This window comes from Burkholderia sp. DN3021, assembly GCF_049805555.1.
Taxonomy (GTDB): Bacteria; Pseudomonadota; Gammaproteobacteria; order Burkholderiales; family Burkholderiaceae; genus Burkholderia; species Burkholderia pyrrocinia_C.
In genome coordinates this window covers 1-18,106 of record NZ_JBNCAB010000083.1, presented here as the reverse complement: position 1 = coordinate 18,106, position 18,106 = coordinate 1, and the positions used below count along the sequence as shown (strand labels likewise).

Annotated in this window: 15 protein-coding genes and 3 pseudogenes; 11 read left to right on the top strand and 7 right to left on the bottom strand. The window is 60.0% G+C overall.

Annotation, left to right across the window (positions count from 1 at the left end):
- Positions 1-2: 2 nt before the first annotated feature.
- Positions 3-857: a GNAT family N-acetyltransferase gene (locus ACPUER_RS29400; RefSeq protein ID WP_425132799.1), complete on the bottom strand. Its 855-nt coding sequence runs from the start codon at positions 855-857 to the stop codon at positions 3-5.
- 421 nt (positions 858-1,278) lie between these two features.
- Positions 1,279-1,427 (bottom strand): annotated as a pseudogene (locus tag ACPUER_RS29395) (IS3 family transposase); the annotation flags it as partial.
- 300 nt (positions 1,428-1,727) lie between these two features.
- Between ACPUER_RS29395 and ACPUER_RS29390 the strand changes: the two are divergent.
- Positions 1,728-2,081 (top strand): annotated as a pseudogene (locus ACPUER_RS29390) (IS21 family transposase); the annotation flags it as partial.
- Positions 2,082-2,140: 59 nt separating this feature from the next.
- Positions 2,141-2,509 carry a group II intron maturase-specific domain-containing protein gene (locus ACPUER_RS29385; RefSeq protein WP_425132798.1) on the top strand — a complete coding sequence of 123 codons (369 nt, stop codon included), beginning with the start codon at positions 2,141-2,143 and terminating at the stop codon, positions 2,507-2,509.
- Positions 2,510-2,716: 207 nt separating this feature from the next.
- Here the strand turns inward: ACPUER_RS29385 and ACPUER_RS29380 are convergent, their stop codons facing one another.
- Complete coding sequence (locus tag ACPUER_RS29380) at positions 2,717-3,370, bottom strand: helix-turn-helix transcriptional regulator (RefSeq protein WP_425132797.1); 654 nt, start codon at positions 3,368-3,370, stop codon at positions 2,717-2,719.
- A 71-nt stretch (positions 3,371-3,441) separates the two neighbouring features.
- On the opposite strand from ACPUER_RS29380, the gene ACPUER_RS29375 reads away from it, so the two are divergent.
- Genes ACPUER_RS29375 through ACPUER_RS29360 form a run of 4 tightly spaced genes read left to right on the top strand, consistent with a single transcriptional unit; the run spans position 3,442 to position 7,170 of the window.
- Positions 3,442-4,389 (top strand): DMT family transporter, encoded by a 948-nt coding sequence (locus tag ACPUER_RS29375; RefSeq protein WP_425132796.1) that lies wholly within the window; start codon positions 3,442-3,444, stop codon positions 4,387-4,389.
- The gene (locus ACPUER_RS29370) at positions 4,358-4,900 is read left to right on the top strand and encodes a RidA family protein (RefSeq protein ID WP_425132795.1); all 543 of its coding nucleotides are present in this window, start codon (positions 4,358-4,360) and stop codon (positions 4,898-4,900) included. Before ACPUER_RS29375 ends, ACPUER_RS29370 begins: the two co-directional genes overlap by 32 nt.
- A 57-nt stretch (positions 4,901-4,957) precedes the next feature.
- On the top strand, positions 4,958-5,770 hold the full coding sequence (locus ACPUER_RS29365) for an alpha/beta fold hydrolase (RefSeq protein WP_425132794.1): 813 nt from the start codon (positions 4,958-4,960) through the stop codon (positions 5,768-5,770).
- A gap of 41 nt (positions 5,771-5,811) precedes the next feature.
- The gene (locus ACPUER_RS29360; RefSeq protein ID WP_425132793.1) at positions 5,812-7,170 is read left to right on the top strand and encodes an amidohydrolase family protein; all 1,359 of its coding nucleotides are present in this window, start codon (positions 5,812-5,814) and stop codon (positions 7,168-7,170) included.
- A 42-nt stretch (positions 7,171-7,212) separates the two neighbouring features.
- Here ACPUER_RS29360 and ACPUER_RS29355 read toward each other — a convergent pair.
- Both ACPUER_RS29355 and ACPUER_RS29350 read right to left on the bottom strand, forming a co-directional pair.
- Positions 7,213-8,137 (bottom strand): annotated as a pseudogene (locus ACPUER_RS29355) (LysR family transcriptional regulator).
- Between the two features lie 652 nt (positions 8,138-8,789).
- Entirely contained in the window at positions 8,790-8,960 is a 171-nt protein-coding gene (locus tag ACPUER_RS29350; RefSeq protein ID WP_425132792.1) for a hypothetical protein, read from the bottom strand.
- 97 nt (positions 8,961-9,057) lie between these two features.
- On the opposite strand from ACPUER_RS29350, the gene ACPUER_RS29345 reads away from it, so the two are divergent.
- A complete protein-coding gene (locus ACPUER_RS29345; RefSeq protein ID WP_425132791.1) occupies positions 9,058-9,219 on the top strand; it encodes a hypothetical protein in 162 nt (53 codons plus the stop codon).
- A 362-nt stretch (positions 9,220-9,581) separates the two neighbouring features.
- Positions 9,582-11,195, top strand: coding sequence for a peptidoglycan D,D-transpeptidase FtsI family protein (locus tag ACPUER_RS29340; RefSeq protein WP_425132790.1), 1,614 nt, complete (start codon positions 9,582-9,584; stop codon positions 11,193-11,195).
- Between the two features lie 748 nt (positions 11,196-11,943).
- Here the strand turns inward: ACPUER_RS29340 and ACPUER_RS29335 are convergent.
- A protein-coding gene (locus tag ACPUER_RS29335) for an IS5 family transposase (protein ID WP_425132813.1) occupies positions 11,944-12,719 on the bottom strand; the annotation gives its coding sequence in 2 pieces (ribosomal slippage) (positions 11,944-12,404 and positions 12,404-12,719; 777 coding nt in all).
- 449 nt (positions 12,720-13,168) lie between these two features.
- Between ACPUER_RS29335 and ACPUER_RS29330 the strand changes: the two genes are divergently transcribed.
- Positions 13,169-13,345, top strand: a complete 177-nt coding sequence (locus tag ACPUER_RS29330) for a hypothetical protein (protein ID WP_425132789.1) — start codon at positions 13,169-13,171, stop codon at positions 13,343-13,345.
- A 28-nt stretch (positions 13,346-13,373) separates the two neighbouring features.
- Here ACPUER_RS29330 and ACPUER_RS29325 read toward each other — a convergent pair whose 3' ends face one another.
- Complete coding sequence (locus ACPUER_RS29325) at positions 13,374-13,544, bottom strand: hypothetical protein (RefSeq protein WP_425132788.1); 171 nt, start codon at positions 13,542-13,544, stop codon at positions 13,374-13,376.
- A 484-nt stretch (positions 13,545-14,028) separates the two neighbouring features.
- Here ACPUER_RS29325 and ACPUER_RS29320 point away from each other — a divergent pair, with 484 nt between their 5' ends.
- Together ACPUER_RS29320 and ACPUER_RS29315 are read left to right on the top strand one after the other, a co-directional pair.
- Complete coding sequence (locus ACPUER_RS29320) at positions 14,029-14,643, top strand: response regulator (RefSeq protein WP_425132787.1); 615 nt, start codon at positions 14,029-14,031, stop codon at positions 14,641-14,643.
- A gap of 54 nt (positions 14,644-14,697) precedes the next feature.
- Positions 14,698-17,946, top strand: coding sequence for an ATP-binding protein (locus ACPUER_RS29315; RefSeq protein ID WP_425132786.1), 3,249 nt, complete (start codon positions 14,698-14,700; stop codon positions 17,944-17,946).
- The last annotated feature ends 160 nt before the right edge of the window (positions 17,947-18,106 follow it).

Below are 18,106 nucleotides of genomic sequence, written 5' to 3'. Positions count from 1 at the left end.
GATCATTGCGCGTTGGTGAAATGCAAAGCATGCCTGAAGAATGTGTAAGAGACGCTGAGGTCCATTCCAAGTTTTTCTGCGACACGCCAGGATGCCGCGTTCGTTTCGTCGCAGCTCCAGATCGGCTGCAAGTCGCGATCCATCATCCATTGGACTAGCTGGCCGCAGAGCAGCGTCGACAAGCCTCGACCTTGATAGATCGGGTTCGTCACCGCCGCTATTTCGGCAAATCCTCGTGAGCGAATTGCAAAGGCTTCACTGACGATTGAATTGGAATCCTGATCGAAAAGGACCAATGCGCTGGCGCGTTCCATGAAATTCGCTTCGCTGCCAAATATCGAAGCCATGAATCCCGACCACTGGCATTGCCTGAAGAGCAACGTGCTTTCTACCGGGAGAACCTGATAGCCCGACGTGTTTTCAACATCTTGTGGGCATGCGCCGATGTACCGATATTGCCGACGCGCAACCGGCGCGAGTCCATACCGCGCAGCATCGTCGACGGACAATTTCGGAATCACCAGCTTGATTTCTTCGCGGCCGCCCAAGATGTCGAGCGCATGACGGATGTCGTCCGGTTGCCTGAGACCGATCGAGAATGCGTATGCGGCGTTCGTCACGACGAGGCATCGGGTGGGGAGGTATTCGCTGTCGGCGTACACATCGCCGGGAAGCACGCCCTCGATTACGCCGTGTACGAGCGGCAGATTGGGATAGTCGTTATCGAAGAGATATTTCGCTCTATGAAAATGGATATCACGAAGTTTATACATGGATGACGCGGACATTGGTGTGGCGATAAAAGTGACTGCGAACCGGAGAAAGGTGGCCGACACCACGAGCTCATAGACTCGCAAGCGCGCTTCCGGTGGATTTTTCTCGTTGTCGATGCAATTATAGAAAGCGTACGGAGCGAGTTATCTGGGAAAATTCCCAGACAGAACGGGAAAACGCGGAAATCAGAACGTCCTTTCGAATTGCAGACGCCGTTCCTGATTGAAACGTGCATACGCCCCGATGAGCCAATCGACGAAGGCGCAGACGTGGGGGGCGCTTCGCTTCTGTTGCAACACGATGTAGTATGCGGGGGCAGGGACCAGACGCCCGAACACATCGACGAGGCGGCCTGTTCTAAGCTCCTCGCAATCAATGCCGTGCGACCGACGAGCACACCCTGGTGATTGAGCGCCGCGCTGATGGCGAGGCTGGAGAGGTTGAAGTTGAAGTGCGAGCCGTTGGCCAGATCGACTGGCGTTGGCGGCACATCGTGCAGCCACGTTTGTCTGCATCGATCCACGCGTACTTCACCGCGCCCCCTTCGCGAAGTACGCCGTTGCCTTTCGGAGGATTTCGATGTCGAGCTTCGCGCTGGCAAACTCCTTGCGCAGACGACTGTCCTTGGCCTCCAAATCGCTGACCGGACGACGAATTGCGTATTTCGGCGAAGCCGAACAGCGATTTCGGTTGAAGTTGAACAGGGTTTCCGGAGGAAGGTGAACAGCCGTTTCGGTCGAAGCTGAACAGTTCAGGCGGTTTCCGAAATGCGTGTTCGACTTGCCGAAACGGCTGTTCATCTTCCCGAAATGGGTGTTCACCGACCGAAACGCGTGTTCATCCTGCCGAAATGACTGTTCGGCGACCCGAAACGGCGGACAGCGTTTCGGTTGGCGGTGCTGCGAATGGCTCAATCCGCCGGCGTTATGGTGGTCTCTTTTTGGAGACGGACCATGCCGGCCCACCGGACGACCATGCGCAGAATAAAAGAAGTGCTTCGCCTGAAATGGACTTGTAATCTGTCTCATCGGCAGGTCAGCGGGGCCTTGGGCGTCGGGCTCGGCACCATCACCCAGTATTTGCCGCTCGCTGCATCGGCAGGCCTGGATTGGGCAGCGGTCGAGCCGCTGTCCGAGTCGGACCTCGAGCGGCTGCTCATCAAGCGCGGCGCCGGCCGCACGATGGTTGTTGGCGATCGCGTCGATTCGGACTGTGCGTGGATCCACGCCGAGTTGCGCCGCAAGGGCGTCACGCTGCAGCTGCTCTGGGAAGAATACGTCGGCGCCCATCCCGGCCGGCGGACCTATGGTCAGCGCCGCAGCATCGGCTGATCGACGCCCTTAATCCTGTGATAACCGGCTGGGCCATGTACCACCGCCACGTCGTTGCTCAGGAAACCTTCTCGTACGTGGACAGCCACATCTGGTACGCAATATGGCAATGGGCCAAGCGACGCCACCCCAAGAAACGCCCGGACTGGGTACGACGACGCTACTTCCACCAAATCGGCCTGCGACGATGGGTATTCGCCGTCGCCACCGACGAAGTGGACAATAGCGGCCACCCCCTGCTCCGGACGCTTCGGACGGCGGCAAGCGTGACCATCGAACGGCATCCGAAAGTCCAGTCGGACGCCAATCCCTACGATCGTGAGTGGTACACCAACTTCGCGCAGCGCGCCGCGATCCGAAGTCGGGTCTCCGGCGCACGCCGCAAGGGGAACGGCCGCAGTTAGCACGCGTGCTGTCATGACGCAGGTACACACGCCGGTCGGTACGTTGTGCCACCGGGTTAGTTCAACCACTGGCCTTCTAGAGGCTTGAGCCGTATGCGGGGAAACTCGCACGTACGGTTCTCAGGGGGCGGCGGCGCAGCAATGCGTCGTCGCTACCCGACTCAAAACGTTATCAAACTTCTTGCTGTACGTGGATTCGAGGCAGAATCACTCGACGCTGCGCAAGCGGTACGCGCAGCGCCGCCCCTCCCGCAGGACATGCTCTTCGCGCGAAACGTGCGCCAATCCTTCCATGAGCGCCTGGAATTGCTCGAGTTCCGACGCGCAGAATCCTTGGCATGCGGTGGCCGCCGCGCAAATCGGGCAATGGTCTTCGATCAGTAGGAAATCGGCGCCATCGCGCTCCACGTGTGCCATATAGCCTTCCGCGGTGCGGATCTCCGCCAGGCGCTCGACCCGCTCGGCCAACAAGTGTGCCGATGCCAGTTGCGCCCGGTAGCCGGCCAATTGCTGCACACTACGGTGCTCGATCATCCTCGCGACACCGTCCTGACCGAACACTTCGCCAATCGACTTGATGAGCTGCACGGCCAATTGCGCATGGGTATCGGGAAAGCGCGCATGACCGGCCGCCGTCAACTGCCAGAGTTGCTTCGGACGCCCGACGCCGGCGCGAGAGACCACGCCTTCGACGAGACCCTGCTCAACCAATTTTGCGATCTGCTGTCGCACGGCTTCGGTCGTCGTGCCCAAGGCCTGCGCCAGATTCGCGGTGCTGCATGACGCATGCGTCTTCAGCCTCATCAGAAGCTGGTCGGACGATCGCGGAACATTATCAAAGTAAATGCTTGCAAAAGTCATCTTCGCTCAATATTATCCAAAGTAGCTTCTTGCATTATAGGTGAGCTCGCCACTCAGGCCCCTCACCACGCATGATTTTCAAGAAAAAAGAATGCCTCATGCAGAACCCCACGTCATTGAGCAGCTATTGGTTGCTGCTCTGTATCGGCCTCATTTGCGGCGAGGCGGTGGAAGACTACCCGCCGGTCACCATTGAGGTCGTTCGTGTATTGCTGGGTGCGCTCACGTTGAGCGTCGTGACGTGCTTCGTTCCGGAAGGGGCGAGCCGTCGCAGCAAACGGACGTTGTCGGTGTACGCGTTGCTCGGGCTGATCGCGTTATTCGAAGCGGTTTTACCGCTCTTCCTGATCGTCTCGGGGCAGCAACATGTGTCGAGCAGCGTCACCGCGGTCATGGTGGGCGGCGTGCCCGTCATTACGCTGGTGCTCTCGGTATTCACGAGCCGGAACAACCGCTTCACGCTCTATCCGGGATTGAGTGTGCTCGCGGGGTTTCTCAGCATCCTCGTCCTCGTCAATCCCCGCGGCAGCGGTCTCGGCGAACACAACCTCGCCTACGAAGCCGCGATCTTTCTCGGTGCGGCGAGCATCGCGATCAGCCTCAATCTGCTGGAAAGAAACCCGCATGGCGAGTCGATCCGCTCGACGAGAGACATGCTGTGGATCGCATCGGTGCCGCTGGGGATCGCAGCGCTCGTACTGGAAAAGCCTTGGGCATTGCACTGGGGCCTGGACGGCGTCCTTCCTCTGATTCTACTGGGCGTGCTGGGATCCGGTGTTGCGTACCTGATGTATGCCTCCCTGATTCAGCGCAGCGGCTCCGTATTCACGTCGCTGTCCAATTTCATCGTTCCCATGGTTGGCGTGGCGTTGGGTGTGGCCGTGCGTGGCGAGTCGTTCGGGCCCCGACAAGGCTGGGGCTTGGTGCTGATCGTTGCCACGCTGGCGCTCAACGAGATGCGTGTTGATCCGGGCGTAACGGACGGGAATGAAAGGTTTCATCAATTTTCCATTTGCTAAGGAGTCCATGATGAGAATGTCGAATTTGCTGGCTGCTTTGTCGTTTCCGCTTTGTTGTCTTACGCAATCGTCGGCTGCTCAGGCCGTGCCCGTCGACGATCCCGTACCGTTTAAGAAGGAAAACGTCTACGGTGGATGGAGCAAGGATCTGTTTGCGGACGCCGCCGTTGTCCAAGGCTCCCATAAAACCATATACGTGGCAGGGATGGCGTCCGAAAACCCCGAATCCGGCCGCATCGACCATCTCGGCGATTTCAGCGCGCAGTGTGCGATGGCCTACGGGAAGATCAGGAAGATCCTGGCTGACCAGGGCGCCGACATGAACAGTATCGTCCGCACGGTTGCTTACGTGACTGACATGCGCTACTTCAATCAGTATATGGCTTGCCAGAAAGAAGCGCTCGGTGGAGCGGCCCTGCCGCCTCACACGATGCTCAACGTCAATCGATTGGCTTGGCCAGGAATGATGGTCGAGGTGGAGGTGACTGCCGTCGTCCCTGAAAAGCGCTAGTTCGTCGCCTGTTGCGCGATCTCGTGGTTCGGTTTCATCGTCACAAAGAGGATTCGCATGGTTTGTTTCACATCAAGCGAACGACGCAGTTGTTTTTCGGTTTTCGGCACGGGACACCCGCTCGTGCTGCTTCACGGAATCACTAATTCCGGGCGCGCGTGGGTGGCGCAATTGGGGCCGTTTGTTGCCGCGGGCTATCAGGTAACCGTCCCGGACCACGCCGGGCATGGCGCACCTGCACCACTACGGGCTCCGATAAGCGTCGCGGATTTGGCCGACGACGTACGCACGCTGCTCGACGAGCTTGCGATCGGCAGCGCCGACGTGGTGGGCTTGTCGCTGGGCGGGCTCGTCGCCATGCAGCTGGCGCTCGAAGCGCCGGAGCGGGGCGGACGCCTGGTGATCGCGAACGGCTTTCCGGCATTCAGGGGAGATGGTGTTCGCGCGATGGTGCAATCCTGGAAAGAGACGTTTCGCGAGCCGGACGGGCCGACGCAGCGCTTTGAAAAGACCTGGCCGATCAACGCGAGTGACGCGTTCTGGCGATCGGTTGAAGGGATACGGATGTACCAGTTGCCGCACGGGTTGGCCACGATGGCGATCGGCGAGTCGTTGGCGCATGTGGCCGAAGGCATCGTCGGTTTCGATGCCGAGGCGCGACTGAGTCATATCGACGGCGACACCGTGTTCGTCGCCGCCGCACTGGATACGATGTCGACCCCTGCGCTTTCTCGGCGCATAGCCGACACGGGCGATGTATCGAACTGCCGCACGCCGCGCATTTGTCCAACCTGGACTCGGCGCAAGCATTCAACGAGGCCGTTCTCGCGTTCCTGTCCGACAAGGTTTGACTGCGGAAGGAACTCGTGACCATGAACAGGAGAGGAACCACAATGGGATCTACAACAGCAATGGCAACCCCGGCGGCATCTGCGCAAGAAAACCGGCCCCTGCTCATCAAGGGCGGGATTGTCGTGACGCTCGAGCGTGAGGGCATACTCCGGAACGCAGACGTTCTCATCGATCGTGGCTCGATCGTGGAAGTCGGCGAGCATATTGCCGTCGAAAGCGCAGAAGTCGTCGACGCCCGGAACATGATCGTGCTGCCCGGTTTCGTCGATGCACATCGTCATTGCTGGCAGGGGGCGATTCGCAACATTGCCGTCGACACCGATCTCGGCGGCTATTTTGGCCACATCCTCGCGCATCTCGCCCCGCGTTATCGCCCGGAGGATGTCTACGCCGGTACGTTGTCGAACGATGCGGAAGCGCTCGATGCGGGGGTGACGACCGTCTACGACTGGGCACATATCATGAATAGCCCTGCGCATGCTGACGAAGCCGTGCGTGCGCATCGCGAAAGCGGCATTCGCACCATATTCGGCTATGGGTTTCCCAACCTCTCGCAGGAATGGTCTTACGAGAGCCGCAAGGCCTTGCGGCGCGAAGACGTCGCGCGTGTTCGCAACACCTATTTCGCCGGCGACGACGGCGTGCTCACCATGGGGCTCGCTTTGCGCGGACCCGAGCACATGTCGACCTTCGATGTGACACGTAGCGACTGGGCGTTGGCGCAAGAACTCGATTTGCCGGTGTCCGTGCACGTCGGCACCGGTCCGGGCGGCACGAAGTATCAGGCGATACGCCGCATGGATGCCGCCGGGCTGCTCTTCGAAGGCGCACATTATGTTCACTGCGTCACGCTGAGCGACGAGGATCGCCGCCGTATCCGAGACAGCGGAGGCCATTGCATCTCCACGCCCGCCGTCGAGATGGTCATGGACTTCGGCATTCCGGCGATCAATAGCTCGCTGGCCGCCGGCATCCGGCCGGGCTTGGGCAGCGACGTGGTGACCACCACCGGCGGCGACATGTTCACGCAGATGCGCGCCGCTCACCAGGTTGCACGCATGCATGCATACTGGGAGCGCGACAAGAAGTATGTGCCAGTTACCGCCGCGGACGTGCTTCGCTTCGCAACCATCGACGGCGCTCGCGCCATCGGGCTCGACGGCAAAATCGGGAGCCTGAAGGCCGGCAAGCGCGCCGATCTCATTCTGTTGCGCACGGATCGACTTGCGTTCGCGCCACTGAATGATCCGATCGGCGCTGTCGTCTCGACGGCCACGGCCGCCGACGTCGATACCGTGATCGTCGACGGTGCCTTCAAGAAGCGCGCAGGAAAACTGGTCGGGATCGATCCTACGACCGTGGCGGCCAACGCGACGTCGTCCGGCTCATATCTTGCCTCGCAAATGACACCGGGCTGAGCTCCGCCCCCGTCAAGGGCAGCTGCCTGGTGCGCGTTGCCGTCAGGACGTCTTCGCGGGCGGCCTGGCGCTCAAAATGCCCGCACACTTTTCCTGAAGGAGGGTGTGCAGCAATCGCACCGCCGGCACGAACTGCTTGCGATGCGGACAGATGAAATTGAGCGGGGCGGGCTCGCCCGGTTGGTCCGGCAACACCACCTCCAGGCGGCCGCCGCTGATGTCTGCGCAAACGTCGATCCATGATTTGTACGCGATTCCTTGGCCCGCAATGGCCCAGCGGCGTACGATATCTGCATCGTCGCAGACGCAGTTTCCATCGACTTTTACCCTCCGCCAGCCGGTGCCGTCCGGAAACGACCAACGGTCATTGGGGTGTCCGCTCAGCAGAGAACGGAGACACTTGTGATGCGGCAGGTCGTCGATCGTTTCCGGTCGACCATGCCTGTCCAGATAGGAGGGCGATGCGACCAGCACGCGACGATTGTCGGGTGCGAGCGGCATGGAGATGTAACTGGCGTCTTCGACCTGACCGTAGCGGACGGCAATATCGACCGGATCCTGGAAGATATCCGTCACGCCATCCGACAGCAGCAGACGGACCGATAGCTTCGGGTGCGTTTGCTGGAATTCGGTGACCCAGGGCAGCAGGATGTTGCGATCCCAGATCGGACGGCGCGGCGATCTGCAATACGCCGTGTAATTCGTTCCTGTCCGCATTCAGGCGCTCACGGCCTTCATCCAACGTGGCGGTGATTTCCCGCGCGTAAGGCAAATAATGTTCACCTTCGAGCGTCAGGCGAAGGCTGCGCGTTGAACGAGCGAACAGCCGGACGTCCAGTGCGCGCTCGAGGCGCTGGATGGCGCTGCTGACCTGCCCGGGCAATAATGCCACCTCGCGTCCGGCGCGTGTAAAGCTGCCGAGGGCAGCGACACGTACGAACAGTGCGAGATCGTCAGATCGGATCATTTACTCTCCAGGAAATAATGTGCTTTCGACTTGCGCCGGTTTTTCAACGTGCTCGGATTGCGGAAGATGAGACCCACCGGGCCGTTTGGCGCTTAGTGTCAACAATAAGGATGTCGAATCATGAAGCGTGCTGTAATTTGCTTGATGTTGTCGTCGATCTTGATCGCCAGTCAGGCCTCGGCGGCGGCCCCCGCTATGACCGATGCCCAGAGGCGGGGCGAACAGCCCGCGGTTTCTTTGTTCCAGCATACGCTTCGCGATCTTCAGATTTCGAAACGGTGCCGCGGGAACGTCTCGGGGCAGGCATCACGCGGCAGACCATCCATAACGCGAACAGCACGATTGCCAAGTGGGTCTTTGCCAAGAACGTGGTCATACCGCTCCATCACCACCTGAATGAACAGATCACGTGGATCACAGCGGGACCCGTGAAAGTGTTTTCGCAGGGGCCAGCACTTTATGGTATCCGCCGGGCAAGTCATCGTATTTCCCGCGAATGTCCCGCACGAATCCAGGGCATTGGAAGATGGTACGGTCGAAATCGACATTTTCACGCCGGCACGGCCAACTACATCAGACCGGATGCCCGAAATCACCGATGCGCGCTGGGGACGGCGTCGGCCACGTCGGTCCGGCGTGCGTCGTCGACGCGCTATTTCCGTTGGATGGCGTCGATGAGTTGCTGGCGTTCGTAGCGATCCTCGCTCAATGCTTGTTGCTGAAGCATGCAGTTCGCAAAGGCGTCGGTGCCGCGCACAAAGCCAAATCGCTCGCATCGCCGCTGATCCCTCTCCTGGGAGAAGTTTTCCAGCGAATTGATCATCGAACATCCTTGCAGAGCGATAAGCGGTATCAGGAGACAAAGAATTCGTTTATTCATGAAGCGTTGCGGTGATTGAAACATCCATGGAGAGGGCGGCGTGCCCGACTTGGCGCGTCACGGCCGCACCTGTGTTTTCAAGGCGGGCAAGAAGTCGACGAAACCGTTCTTGAAGGTCGGCTTCAACAAATGTATTCGTAGTGCGAATTATGCGGCCATCAACATGGAATCGGTGCTGTACTTGCCGATGCACAATGGCTGAAAGCGTAGCACGTAACCCTGGATTTCAACGCAAGACCGGATAAAACAGGAAATTTCCCAGGCCGTACCGGCTCGACGGCGGGTGTGTGCCGTATGTCCCGCCAATTTGGGAAATTTCCCAGTGCGCTTGGCCGATTTCCATCGATGCAGCGAGTGTCGACTATCGTACATTTCATTGCTAGCCAGATACGATCTCATGTCTGCAATGCTCGTCACCCTTGATCGGGTGTCGTTTGCATAACGAATGAACTATTGTCCGTGTATTGCCTATGCCAAGGTATGAAAAAACCCACGAATTCGTTCAATCATCATCGTGTCGTTCTAGATTGTCTACCAAGATGGCGCTCACGATGCGTAAGCGCGTTGTTCGCGGCTGGATTTCTGGCGCTCGCGGCGCGATCACTGTGGGTTCAGGGCATTCATCCGGATTTTTATATCCGCGAGGGGCAGAAACGCTACGAACATGTGTTCGAGGTCAAGCCCGCGCGCGGCCGAATCCTCGATCGCAACGGGGAACCGCTCGCGATCGGCAAGCCTGCCGCGGATGTCTGGGTCGTACCGGCCGAGTTTCGCGGTGCAGGCAATTCGGATATGGCGAGACTCGCATTCATGCTCGGGCTGCAAGCGGGTGAACTGGCGTCAAGGGCCGATACGGATCGCAAATTCGTCCTTCTGAAGAGGGGTGTTGACCCCGAGGTTGCGTCAGGCGTTTCGCGGCTGGACGTTCCAGGCGTGTATCTGATCGGAAATGATCGGCGCTATTACCCGGGCGGCAGTGATTTCGCGCAACTCGTTGGCTGGATCGGCGCCGATGGTCATGGTTCGGAGGGCGTCGAACTCGCAGACGATGCGTTGCTTTCCGGCGCCGCATCGAAGCGGAGATTGATCGAGGACCGGTTGGGGCGCCCGGTCGACATGGTGGGTATCGATGCGGTGGGCGGGGCAGGCGCAGACCTCACGCTGTCAATCGATCGTCGCATTCAGCATGCGGCGCGGCTCGCGGTCGAGCACACGATCGATCAGTTCGCCGCCGACGCAGGTTCTGCGGTCGTCATCGACGCCAGGACCGGGGAGATCCTTGCGCTCGTCAATCTGCCGACTTTCGATCCAAATGTGCCGATGCGGACGTACGATTTGCGGTTCAAGAATCGTGCCGTTGCGGATGTCTTCGAGCCCGGTTCGACCGTCAAGCCCATCACGGTCGCCCTTGCGCTGACCAAGGGGATCGTCACGCCGCTCACGCGCTTCGACACGTCGCCCGGCCGTTTCAACGTCTATGGCAGCGTCATTCACGATACCGATGACTTTGGCGATCTGAACGTCACGCAGATCATCACCAAGTCGAGCAACATCGGCATGGCGAAGATCGCGATGAAACTGTCTTCACGGGACATGTGGGGCATGTTCCACAGTTTTGGCGTGGGTGAGCCGCCATTGAAGGCGTTGCCTGCCGTGGCGAGCGGCTCGTTGTATCCCGCCAGTCGGTGGCGGCCGATCGAGAAATTGACGATGGCCTATGGCTACGGCCTGTCGGTGTCGCTTGTGCAGTTGGCGGATGCCTACACGGTATTTGCCAACAACGGACGTCGCATCCCGTTGTCGTTGACGCGCGTGAATACGCCTTCGGTCGGCGAACCGGTGGTGTCGCCTCGCGTGGCCCAGCAGATGCGAGAGATGCTCGAAGTGGACGGGAGAGAAGGAACGGCTCGTGTTATCAGTCTTCCCGATTATCGAACGGGCGGAAAGACCGGTACGGCGCGCAAGCAGAGTGGGCACGGCTATGCACGAGGAAAATATCGCGCCGTATTCGTTGGAATGGCGCCTATGAGTGATCCCCGCCTGATCGTTGCAGTGATGATCGACGAGCCGTCGCGAGGAAGCTACTACGGCGCGCGCGTCGCCGGCCCGGCTTGTGCCGAGATCATGAAGAGTGCGTTGCACCTGCTCGGCGTGCCGCCCGATCGCCGTTCCTCATGACGGCAGGTCGGGCCGACGAACGGCAACAGTTGCTTTGAATACCTGGATTATCACGACAGCACGATCGCCTGCTCAAACTCGGGTTTCGCACAATGCGTGACAGGGGCTGCCGTCGCCGCATTGGTACCCGACGAGAGTTGACACTGGCCCTCGCATGGCTGCGGCCTGTGATGACTACAAGGACGCAAGCGCCCGACGTGGTTTTTGTTGCTACGTGCTGCCTTGCCGACGTCGTGTGAGAAGGTAGAGGACTGCGGCACTACAACCGGTCATGTTGGGCCAATAGCCCGGCCCCTGATGAAAGACGCGTGCGAGGACCTCATTCTTTGTCCGGAAACAGAAGTTCCAGTCGTCACTTCAGGTAAGCTTCACGCGGGCCCAACCCGCTTTACATCACCAACGGCAGTGCATCCAGATGCAATCATGCAGGAACGCTATTTCGCTCACCGACGATCAGCGAATCGTCAATGATCGAAGTCGCCAAGAAAATACTCAAAATTAATTCACCAGCCAAGATCATGAAAAATGCTGGGATGACATTGCTATTACCAATAGGATGGTTATCGACATCGATGTAATGTCGAATCTGTATGTGATCGAGTATATGATTTCCGGAATCAGGCATGTCATATGGAAACGGCGAAGCGGGCCCGGAAAATTCGTATATCGGCTGCGCACGCGCCGGACATTGGCCGCATGGATACCGGACGGGAGTTGCCGGCCTGGGATTGCGCGAAACTAAGAAACGCTAACAGAATGATTTTTGCAGGTGGCGCCAGCAAATGATACAGGCGGCGATTTTCATGAGCGCCTCGTGTATTGAGGCAAGGCGCTCGAACCGAATGCGCAGGCGTCTGAAGTTGTGCGGCCACGCGAAGGTGCGCTCGACGACCCACCGGGTCTTGCCGAGGCCGCTGCCGTGGGGCTCTCCGCGGCGTGCGATCTGCGTAGCAATACCGACAGCGTGCAGGGGCTTGCGATATTTGTCGTGGTCGTAGCCGCGATCGGCCTGCACGATGACGGGCTTTGACAGAGGCCGCCCCCGCTTGCCCCGAATGTGCGGGACGGCCTTGATCAGCGGCAGCAATTGGGTGACGTCGTTACGATTGGCGCCCGTGAGGATCAGCGCGAGCGGGATGCCCTGCGCTTCGGTAATGAGAAGGTGCTTTGAACCGGGTCGCGCCGGATCGGTGGGATTGGATCCTGTTTTTGACCTGATCCCACTGCACGAATGGAGGACGAATCGACGACCACGCGCGACCAGTCGATACGATCGGCTGCACGAAGTTTCGCCAGCAATACTTCGTGCAGCCGGTCCCAAACGCCCGCCTGTTGCCAGCCGTGCAGTCTGCGCCAGCAGCTCATGCCCGAGCCGCAGCCCATTTCCTGTGGAAGCATTTCCCGAGGAATACCGGATTGCAGCACGAACAGGATGCCGGTCAGCACGGCGCGATCGTCGAGCGGCTTACGGCCCGGGTAGCGCGTACGGCGTGGCTTCGGTGGAGGCAGCAGCGGTTGGATCAGTTACCACAGTTCGTTATCGAGTATCGGTTTAGCATGACCTTCTCGTCAGAGAAACAACGAAGCGGTTAACAAAACGCGCAGCGGGTTAACAGCCCTCGGCATGCATTTTGTTAGAGCTATTTCGCGATCACCAGCCCCCCCACCAGGCCCGGTGACAGCACTCCCGGATCATGACTGCGACTGGGGGCGGGAATCATGCCGGGCCTGGCTGGCCAAAGCCCCGATTATCGGGGCGTGAAGATAGTAACGGGGGCCGCGGTTTCGGGAGGCAGTCGTCTAATCGCTTGTCATCGGCGGATTGCTGTGTCTGTTCGCGGGCATGGCCGGAGACTATCTGATGAGACTGAGCCTGTGCAGCTGCTTGAAGCGTATCAGGCGTGCGACGACGCGCATTGCGCAGGGCGATCTCGGGCAGCGGTTGCCCGTCGGGGGGCTGCGATGAACTGCACATGTTTGCTCATCTCGTCAATCACATGCTCGACGAGCTGGAGTGCCTCATGAGCGAGGTCAAGATCACGTGCGACAGCATCGCTCGGCCATTCAAACCGCCGGTGACCACGATCGTCCCTTCGGCGATGTCGTTGATCGGCCCGACTTCCACGTTGCTGGTTCCGGCCCAAATGTAAGGAAAGAAAAATCCGGTCCGCTTTCGCTCTACGCAACCGTCATTTCATTGCTTCCATTGACCAGGGTGTGGAAATTTTCGCGCGATAGCCGTTTCGAAGTCCGCTTGCGGCAAAAGTCTTCAAATAAAAAAATATACTTGTCTGCGACCAGCCTCGGGAAGGTTCTCAAGTTCATGAGATTCTGAAGGGAGTCGGTCATTCGAATTTTCCTGTCGAGTATTCCTGGTAAAACAGGCACAACCGTTGGCGGCTGCATACTCGCCCGGCGGCAGGCGATCGAGGCATGTTTGCGGTTCGACGTGCTGAATGGCATTCGTGGCCGAGAACCGGCAAGTCAGGCCGCCCGCCGATGATGTGCTGCAGTGCTGTCGAAAACGGATACGCCTTCGAGCATATCGGCGGCGAAGCATGAATACGTAAGCGAACGATTAAATAAATTTCATTTTCCGCCCGACGTGCGACCGTGCATGGCGCTGCATTGGCAGGAATACCGATCGTCTGGCGAATACGCGAGAGAGGCGTCCGCGCGAGCATCAGCGAGATGGGTAGGGATTTTCTGAGATACCCCTCCGTTCCGGACGTGATAGCGCCAACGTCGCATGAAGAGTAGGTAAAATCCGGGACGTGCAACCCGGAGGCGGCGCCGGTCCCACAATAAGCCCGCCATCTAAAGGATGATTTCCATGAGAGTCTTCATCGTAGACGACCATCCGACTGTCCAGCTTGCCCTGACCAGCATCCTGGAGCGGAACGTCAACCTGAAAGTGGTCGGTACCGCGCGCGACGGCGGCGAAGGTTTGAGGCTTTGCCGCGAGTTGAAGCCGGACCTGCTGATCGTCGATATCGATCTCGACGGCATGGACGGCATCGATCTGATTCAGCGGGTTCGCATCAACGATGCGGCCGTCAAGATCCTGGTGTTCTCCGGCTATTCGGCGGAACACTTCGCGTTGCGCTGCCGCACGGCCGGCGCGAACGGGTACGTCAACAAGAGTGGCGATGTGACGCATGTGCTCAGCGCGGCAGATGCCGTGCTCGCCGGATTCCATTGCTTTCCGGTGGATGTCAATGCCGCGGCGCCGGGAGGCAGTGCCGACGCGGCGTTCGCCACGCTGTCCGAGCGTGAGCTGACGGTGCTGCGCTACCTTGCCAAAGGGCTGAGCAACAAGGAAATCGGCGATTCGCTTTCACTCAGCAACAAGACCATCAGCACGCACAAGGGCAATATCCTGACGAAGCTCGGCTTCACGAACATCGTCGACCTCGCCGCGTTCGCAAAGGCTCATCACCTCATCTGATGGATTTTCATGAGTCGTTCTAACGTTTGCATGCGTGTTGTCGTGTGGGTTGTCATGCTGACCATGTGTCAGGCGATCTCTGCGGCGCAGGCCACGTCGCTACGCCTCGTCACGCGCTGGACGGGGGACGTGTCGAAGGTGAAGTTGTCTGCGTCCCAGCAAGCATGGGTGACGGCGCACGACGGAGTCGTCCGGGTCGGCGTATTGCGAGATGAGGTGGTGCCGCTGGATATCGTCGACGCGGCGGGCAATTACGAGGGAATTTCGGCGGAGTATCTCGGCATCCTGGCGACGGCGTTGAAGGTGCGGTTCGACGTCACCGCTTTCCGGGACAGGGCCGCCTTGATGGACGCGCTGACGGCGGGAGCGATCGATATCGCGACGGGGGCGCAACGTGCCGGCGGTCGCGCGGACATCATGTACAGCAAGCCATATTTCGGCAACAAGGCTGTCATTGCCACCCGGATCGACGATCCCGGATTCTCCATCCGGCCGTCGAACGACGGCCATGTTCTCGCCTATGTGCAGAGCACGGTAGCCCGATCGAAGCTGCAGAAGTCCTATCCCGACATGCGCCTCCTGGCGTTGCCATCGCTGTCGGCGGTGCTGTACGCCGTTGCGTTCGGGCAAGCGGAAGCAGGCGTGGGGAATTCCGCGTCGCTCAATGATCTGATCGAGTGGCACCAGGTGCTGAACGTTAGCGTAACCGACGTCGCCCGTTTCGCTGCCGAGGATTTTCGCTTCGCCGTGGCCGCGCAGAATCAACCCCTGATGCAGATGGTGGAAGCGGCCCTGACGCGGGTTCATGACGGCGACAGGGATGCGATACTGGCGCTGTGGGAAGGATTCGGCACGCACTACACGTTTGGCAACGATGTGTCGCTCAGCCAAGCCGAGCGCGAATGGATCGCGCGTCACCCCGTCATCAAGTACGCTGCGCAGCAGAATTTTTCGCCGTTCATCATGGCGAACGAGGACGGCACGGCGATGGGGCTGGGCGTCGACCTGCTCAACGCGGTCGGGCAGCAAACGGGGTTGAGATTCGAGCCCACCGAGGCGGACGTCGACACCGTGCGCGGTAGCGCCGCCGATTTGATCGTCGCGGCCTCGCCATCCGATCCGACGCCCGCGAACTGGATATTCACGTCCCGTTATTCGGATACGCCCGAGACGATCGTTGCGCGCACGGAGCACAGCTTTAATGGAATCGAGGCGCTTCGTGGAAAAAGAGTGGTCGTTGGGCCGGGCGCGCCGGCAGATCGTGCCGCGCTGGACAGGGCCGGCGCGACGATCCTGACCGCCGACAGTGTCTGGTCGGCCGCTGATCTGCTGACGACGCGGGTGGCCGACGCGTGGATCACGAACGCCACCACTGCCAACTACATCACGCAATTCGACGACCACCTGGCCATCGTCGGCGCGACAGGGAATGCGACTCAGATCGCGTTTGCCGTCCGCCCCGAGAACGCGATGCTGGCGAATATCCTCAACAGCGGGCTTGCCGCGATTTCGGCTTCGCGCATGCACGGCCTGCGGGACAGGTGGCAGTTTTCCCGGCAGGTTCGAACCTCATGGGATCGGCAGCGACTGCAGATCCTGACGATCGTGCTCGGTACGCTGCTGGCGGTCGTGCTGTTTCTTGTATGGAACTATCGGCTGCGCGAGGAGATTTGCCTGCGCAAGCGCGCCGAAGGGGATCTCGCGGCGGCGATCGAGGTTGCGGAGGACGCGAGCAGAGCCAAGTCGACCTTTCTCGCGACGATGAGCCACGAGATACGCACGCCGATGAATGCGGTGCTCGGTGTACTCGAGTTGCTGAAGCAGTCGCCAGGCGCGATCGATTCGCAAGCGGCATCGATCGATGCCGCCTATGATTCCGCACATGCGCTGCTGTCGTTGATCGAGGACATCCTCGACCTGTCGAAGGTTGAGTCCGGCAAGCTAGAACTGGCGCCCGAGCCCATCGATTGCGAAGCGCTCGTTCGTAGCATCGCAAACGTCTTCGAGGGACTGGCGCGCCAGCGCCACCTGTTATTCTCCGTGAACGTCGACAACCCGCAGCGCCTCGGTGCGACGATCGATCCGATTCGCCTGCGGCAAATCCTGAGCAATCTGCTATCGAATGCAGTCAAGTTCACGCAAACCGGAGGCGTGTCGCTCGAAGTCACGCTCCGGGCCGATGCGCAAGACCAGGTCCGCATCGATCTTCGGGTCAAGGATACGGGCATCGGAATCGCGGCCGGAGAGCAGGCACGGTTGTTTCAACCATTCGTGCAGGCGGATCGCACGATCGGCGCGAAGTTCGGCGGCAGTGGTCTCGGGTTGGCCATATGTCGAAGGCTCGTCGAACTGATGGGCGGGACGCTAACGCTGAAGAGCACCCCGGGGGGCGGTACGACCGTGGAGGTCTGCCTGAGCGCATCATCGGCGGCGCTGGTCAATGCCGGAGATGTGCGTTCGGAGCCGATCGACGTCTGGCGCGGGAAGTTCCGGTCGTATTCGGCTTTGGTCGTCGACGATCACCCGGCGAACCGGCTCGTGCTGTCCCGGCAGCTGGAGTATTTGGGCTTCACCGTCATGTCCGCGCAAGACGGCATCGAGGCGCTCGACTGCATGGCATCGACGCCGTTCGACGTCGTGATCACGGATTTTTTCATGGCGAGCATGACGGGCTACGAGTTGGCCCATCAAATTCGAGCGCGCGAAGCCACGTCGGGCTGGAGCGTCGTCCTGATCGGCTGCACGGCCAACGCACAGCACGAATCACTGCGTCGCGGGCTCGATGCGGGTATGGACTTCTGTGTGACGAAGCCGATCGGGCTCGCGGCACTGGCGCAGCGTCTGTTGGATTGGCCACGCTTGCGGAAAACCGACGCGCAGGCGGGGCTGAAGTCCGTGCCGCCCAGCGCGGACACGCCGGACGAATCGTGGATCGATTCTGCCGCCGTCGAGCACATCGCCGCGGGCGATGCGAAGCTCGAAGCGAATCTGCTCGATACGCTTGTCGCGACCAATCGCGATACGCTCGTCAAGATGCGACGCATGGTCGTCGACGATGACCGCGCAGGATTTTGTGCGGCCCTGCATCGCATTCGCAGCGGCATTCGATTGATCGGCGCTCGCGTGGCTGTCGGCGCATGCGAGTACGCGGAGCGGCAAGCGACGCAGACCGATGTGCCGCTGCGCGAATTGCTGCCCACGATCGAAGCCGATCTCGAGCGGCTCGACGGGTTGCTGACGGCGCGGATCGTCGCACTCCGCGGCGACGGGGGCGCGACGTATCCGGATAGGTTGCAGGTCTGATGGCGTGCGGCTTTCGCAAGACCCCGCAAGCCATCTTGCTGCGGGCGAGCTCGCGGGCTCGAGACCTTCCCGCTAGTGTCCCGTTCCGCTGATTCGCGAACAAAGTCTATGCAGCTTTTCGAGGATGGAGTCGGCTGAGGCGGTCCAGACGAACGGTTTG

Excerpts from the sequence above, each read along its gene's own strand:
- ACPUER_RS29385 (WP_425132798.1), top strand. The coding sequence starts at position 2,141 with ATGTACCACCGCCACGTCGTTGCTCAGGAAACCTTCTCGTACGTGGAC.
- ACPUER_RS29380 (WP_425132797.1), bottom strand. The coding sequence starts at position 3,370 with ATGACTTTTGCAAGCATTTACTTTGATAATGTTCCGCGATCGTCCGAC.
- ACPUER_RS29375 (WP_425132796.1), top strand. The coding sequence starts at position 3,442 with ATGATTTTCAAGAAAAAAGAATGCCTCATGCAGAACCCCACGTCATTG.
- ACPUER_RS29370 (WP_425132795.1), top strand. The coding sequence starts at position 4,358 with ATGAAAGGTTTCATCAATTTTCCATTTGCTAAGGAGTCCATGATGAGA.
- ACPUER_RS29365 (WP_425132794.1), top strand. The coding sequence starts at position 4,958 with ATGGTTTGTTTCACATCAAGCGAACGACGCAGTTGTTTTTCGGTTTTC.
- ACPUER_RS29360 (WP_425132793.1), top strand. The coding sequence starts at position 5,812 with ATGGCAACCCCGGCGGCATCTGCGCAAGAAAACCGGCCCCTGCTCATC.
- ACPUER_RS29350 (WP_425132792.1), bottom strand. The coding sequence starts at position 8,960 with ATGATCAATTCGCTGGAAAACTTCTCCCAGGAGAGGGATCAGCGGCGA.
- ACPUER_RS29330 (WP_425132789.1), top strand. The coding sequence starts at position 13,169 with ATGTTTGCTCATCTCGTCAATCACATGCTCGACGAGCTGGAGTGCCTC.
- ACPUER_RS29325 (WP_425132788.1), bottom strand. The coding sequence starts at position 13,544 with ATGACCGACTCCCTTCAGAATCTCATGAACTTGAGAACCTTCCCGAGG.
- ACPUER_RS29320 (WP_425132787.1), top strand. The coding sequence starts at position 14,029 with ATGAGAGTCTTCATCGTAGACGACCATCCGACTGTCCAGCTTGCCCTG.
- ACPUER_RS29315 (WP_425132786.1), top strand. The coding sequence starts at position 14,698 with ATGCTGACCATGTGTCAGGCGATCTCTGCGGCGCAGGCCACGTCGCTA.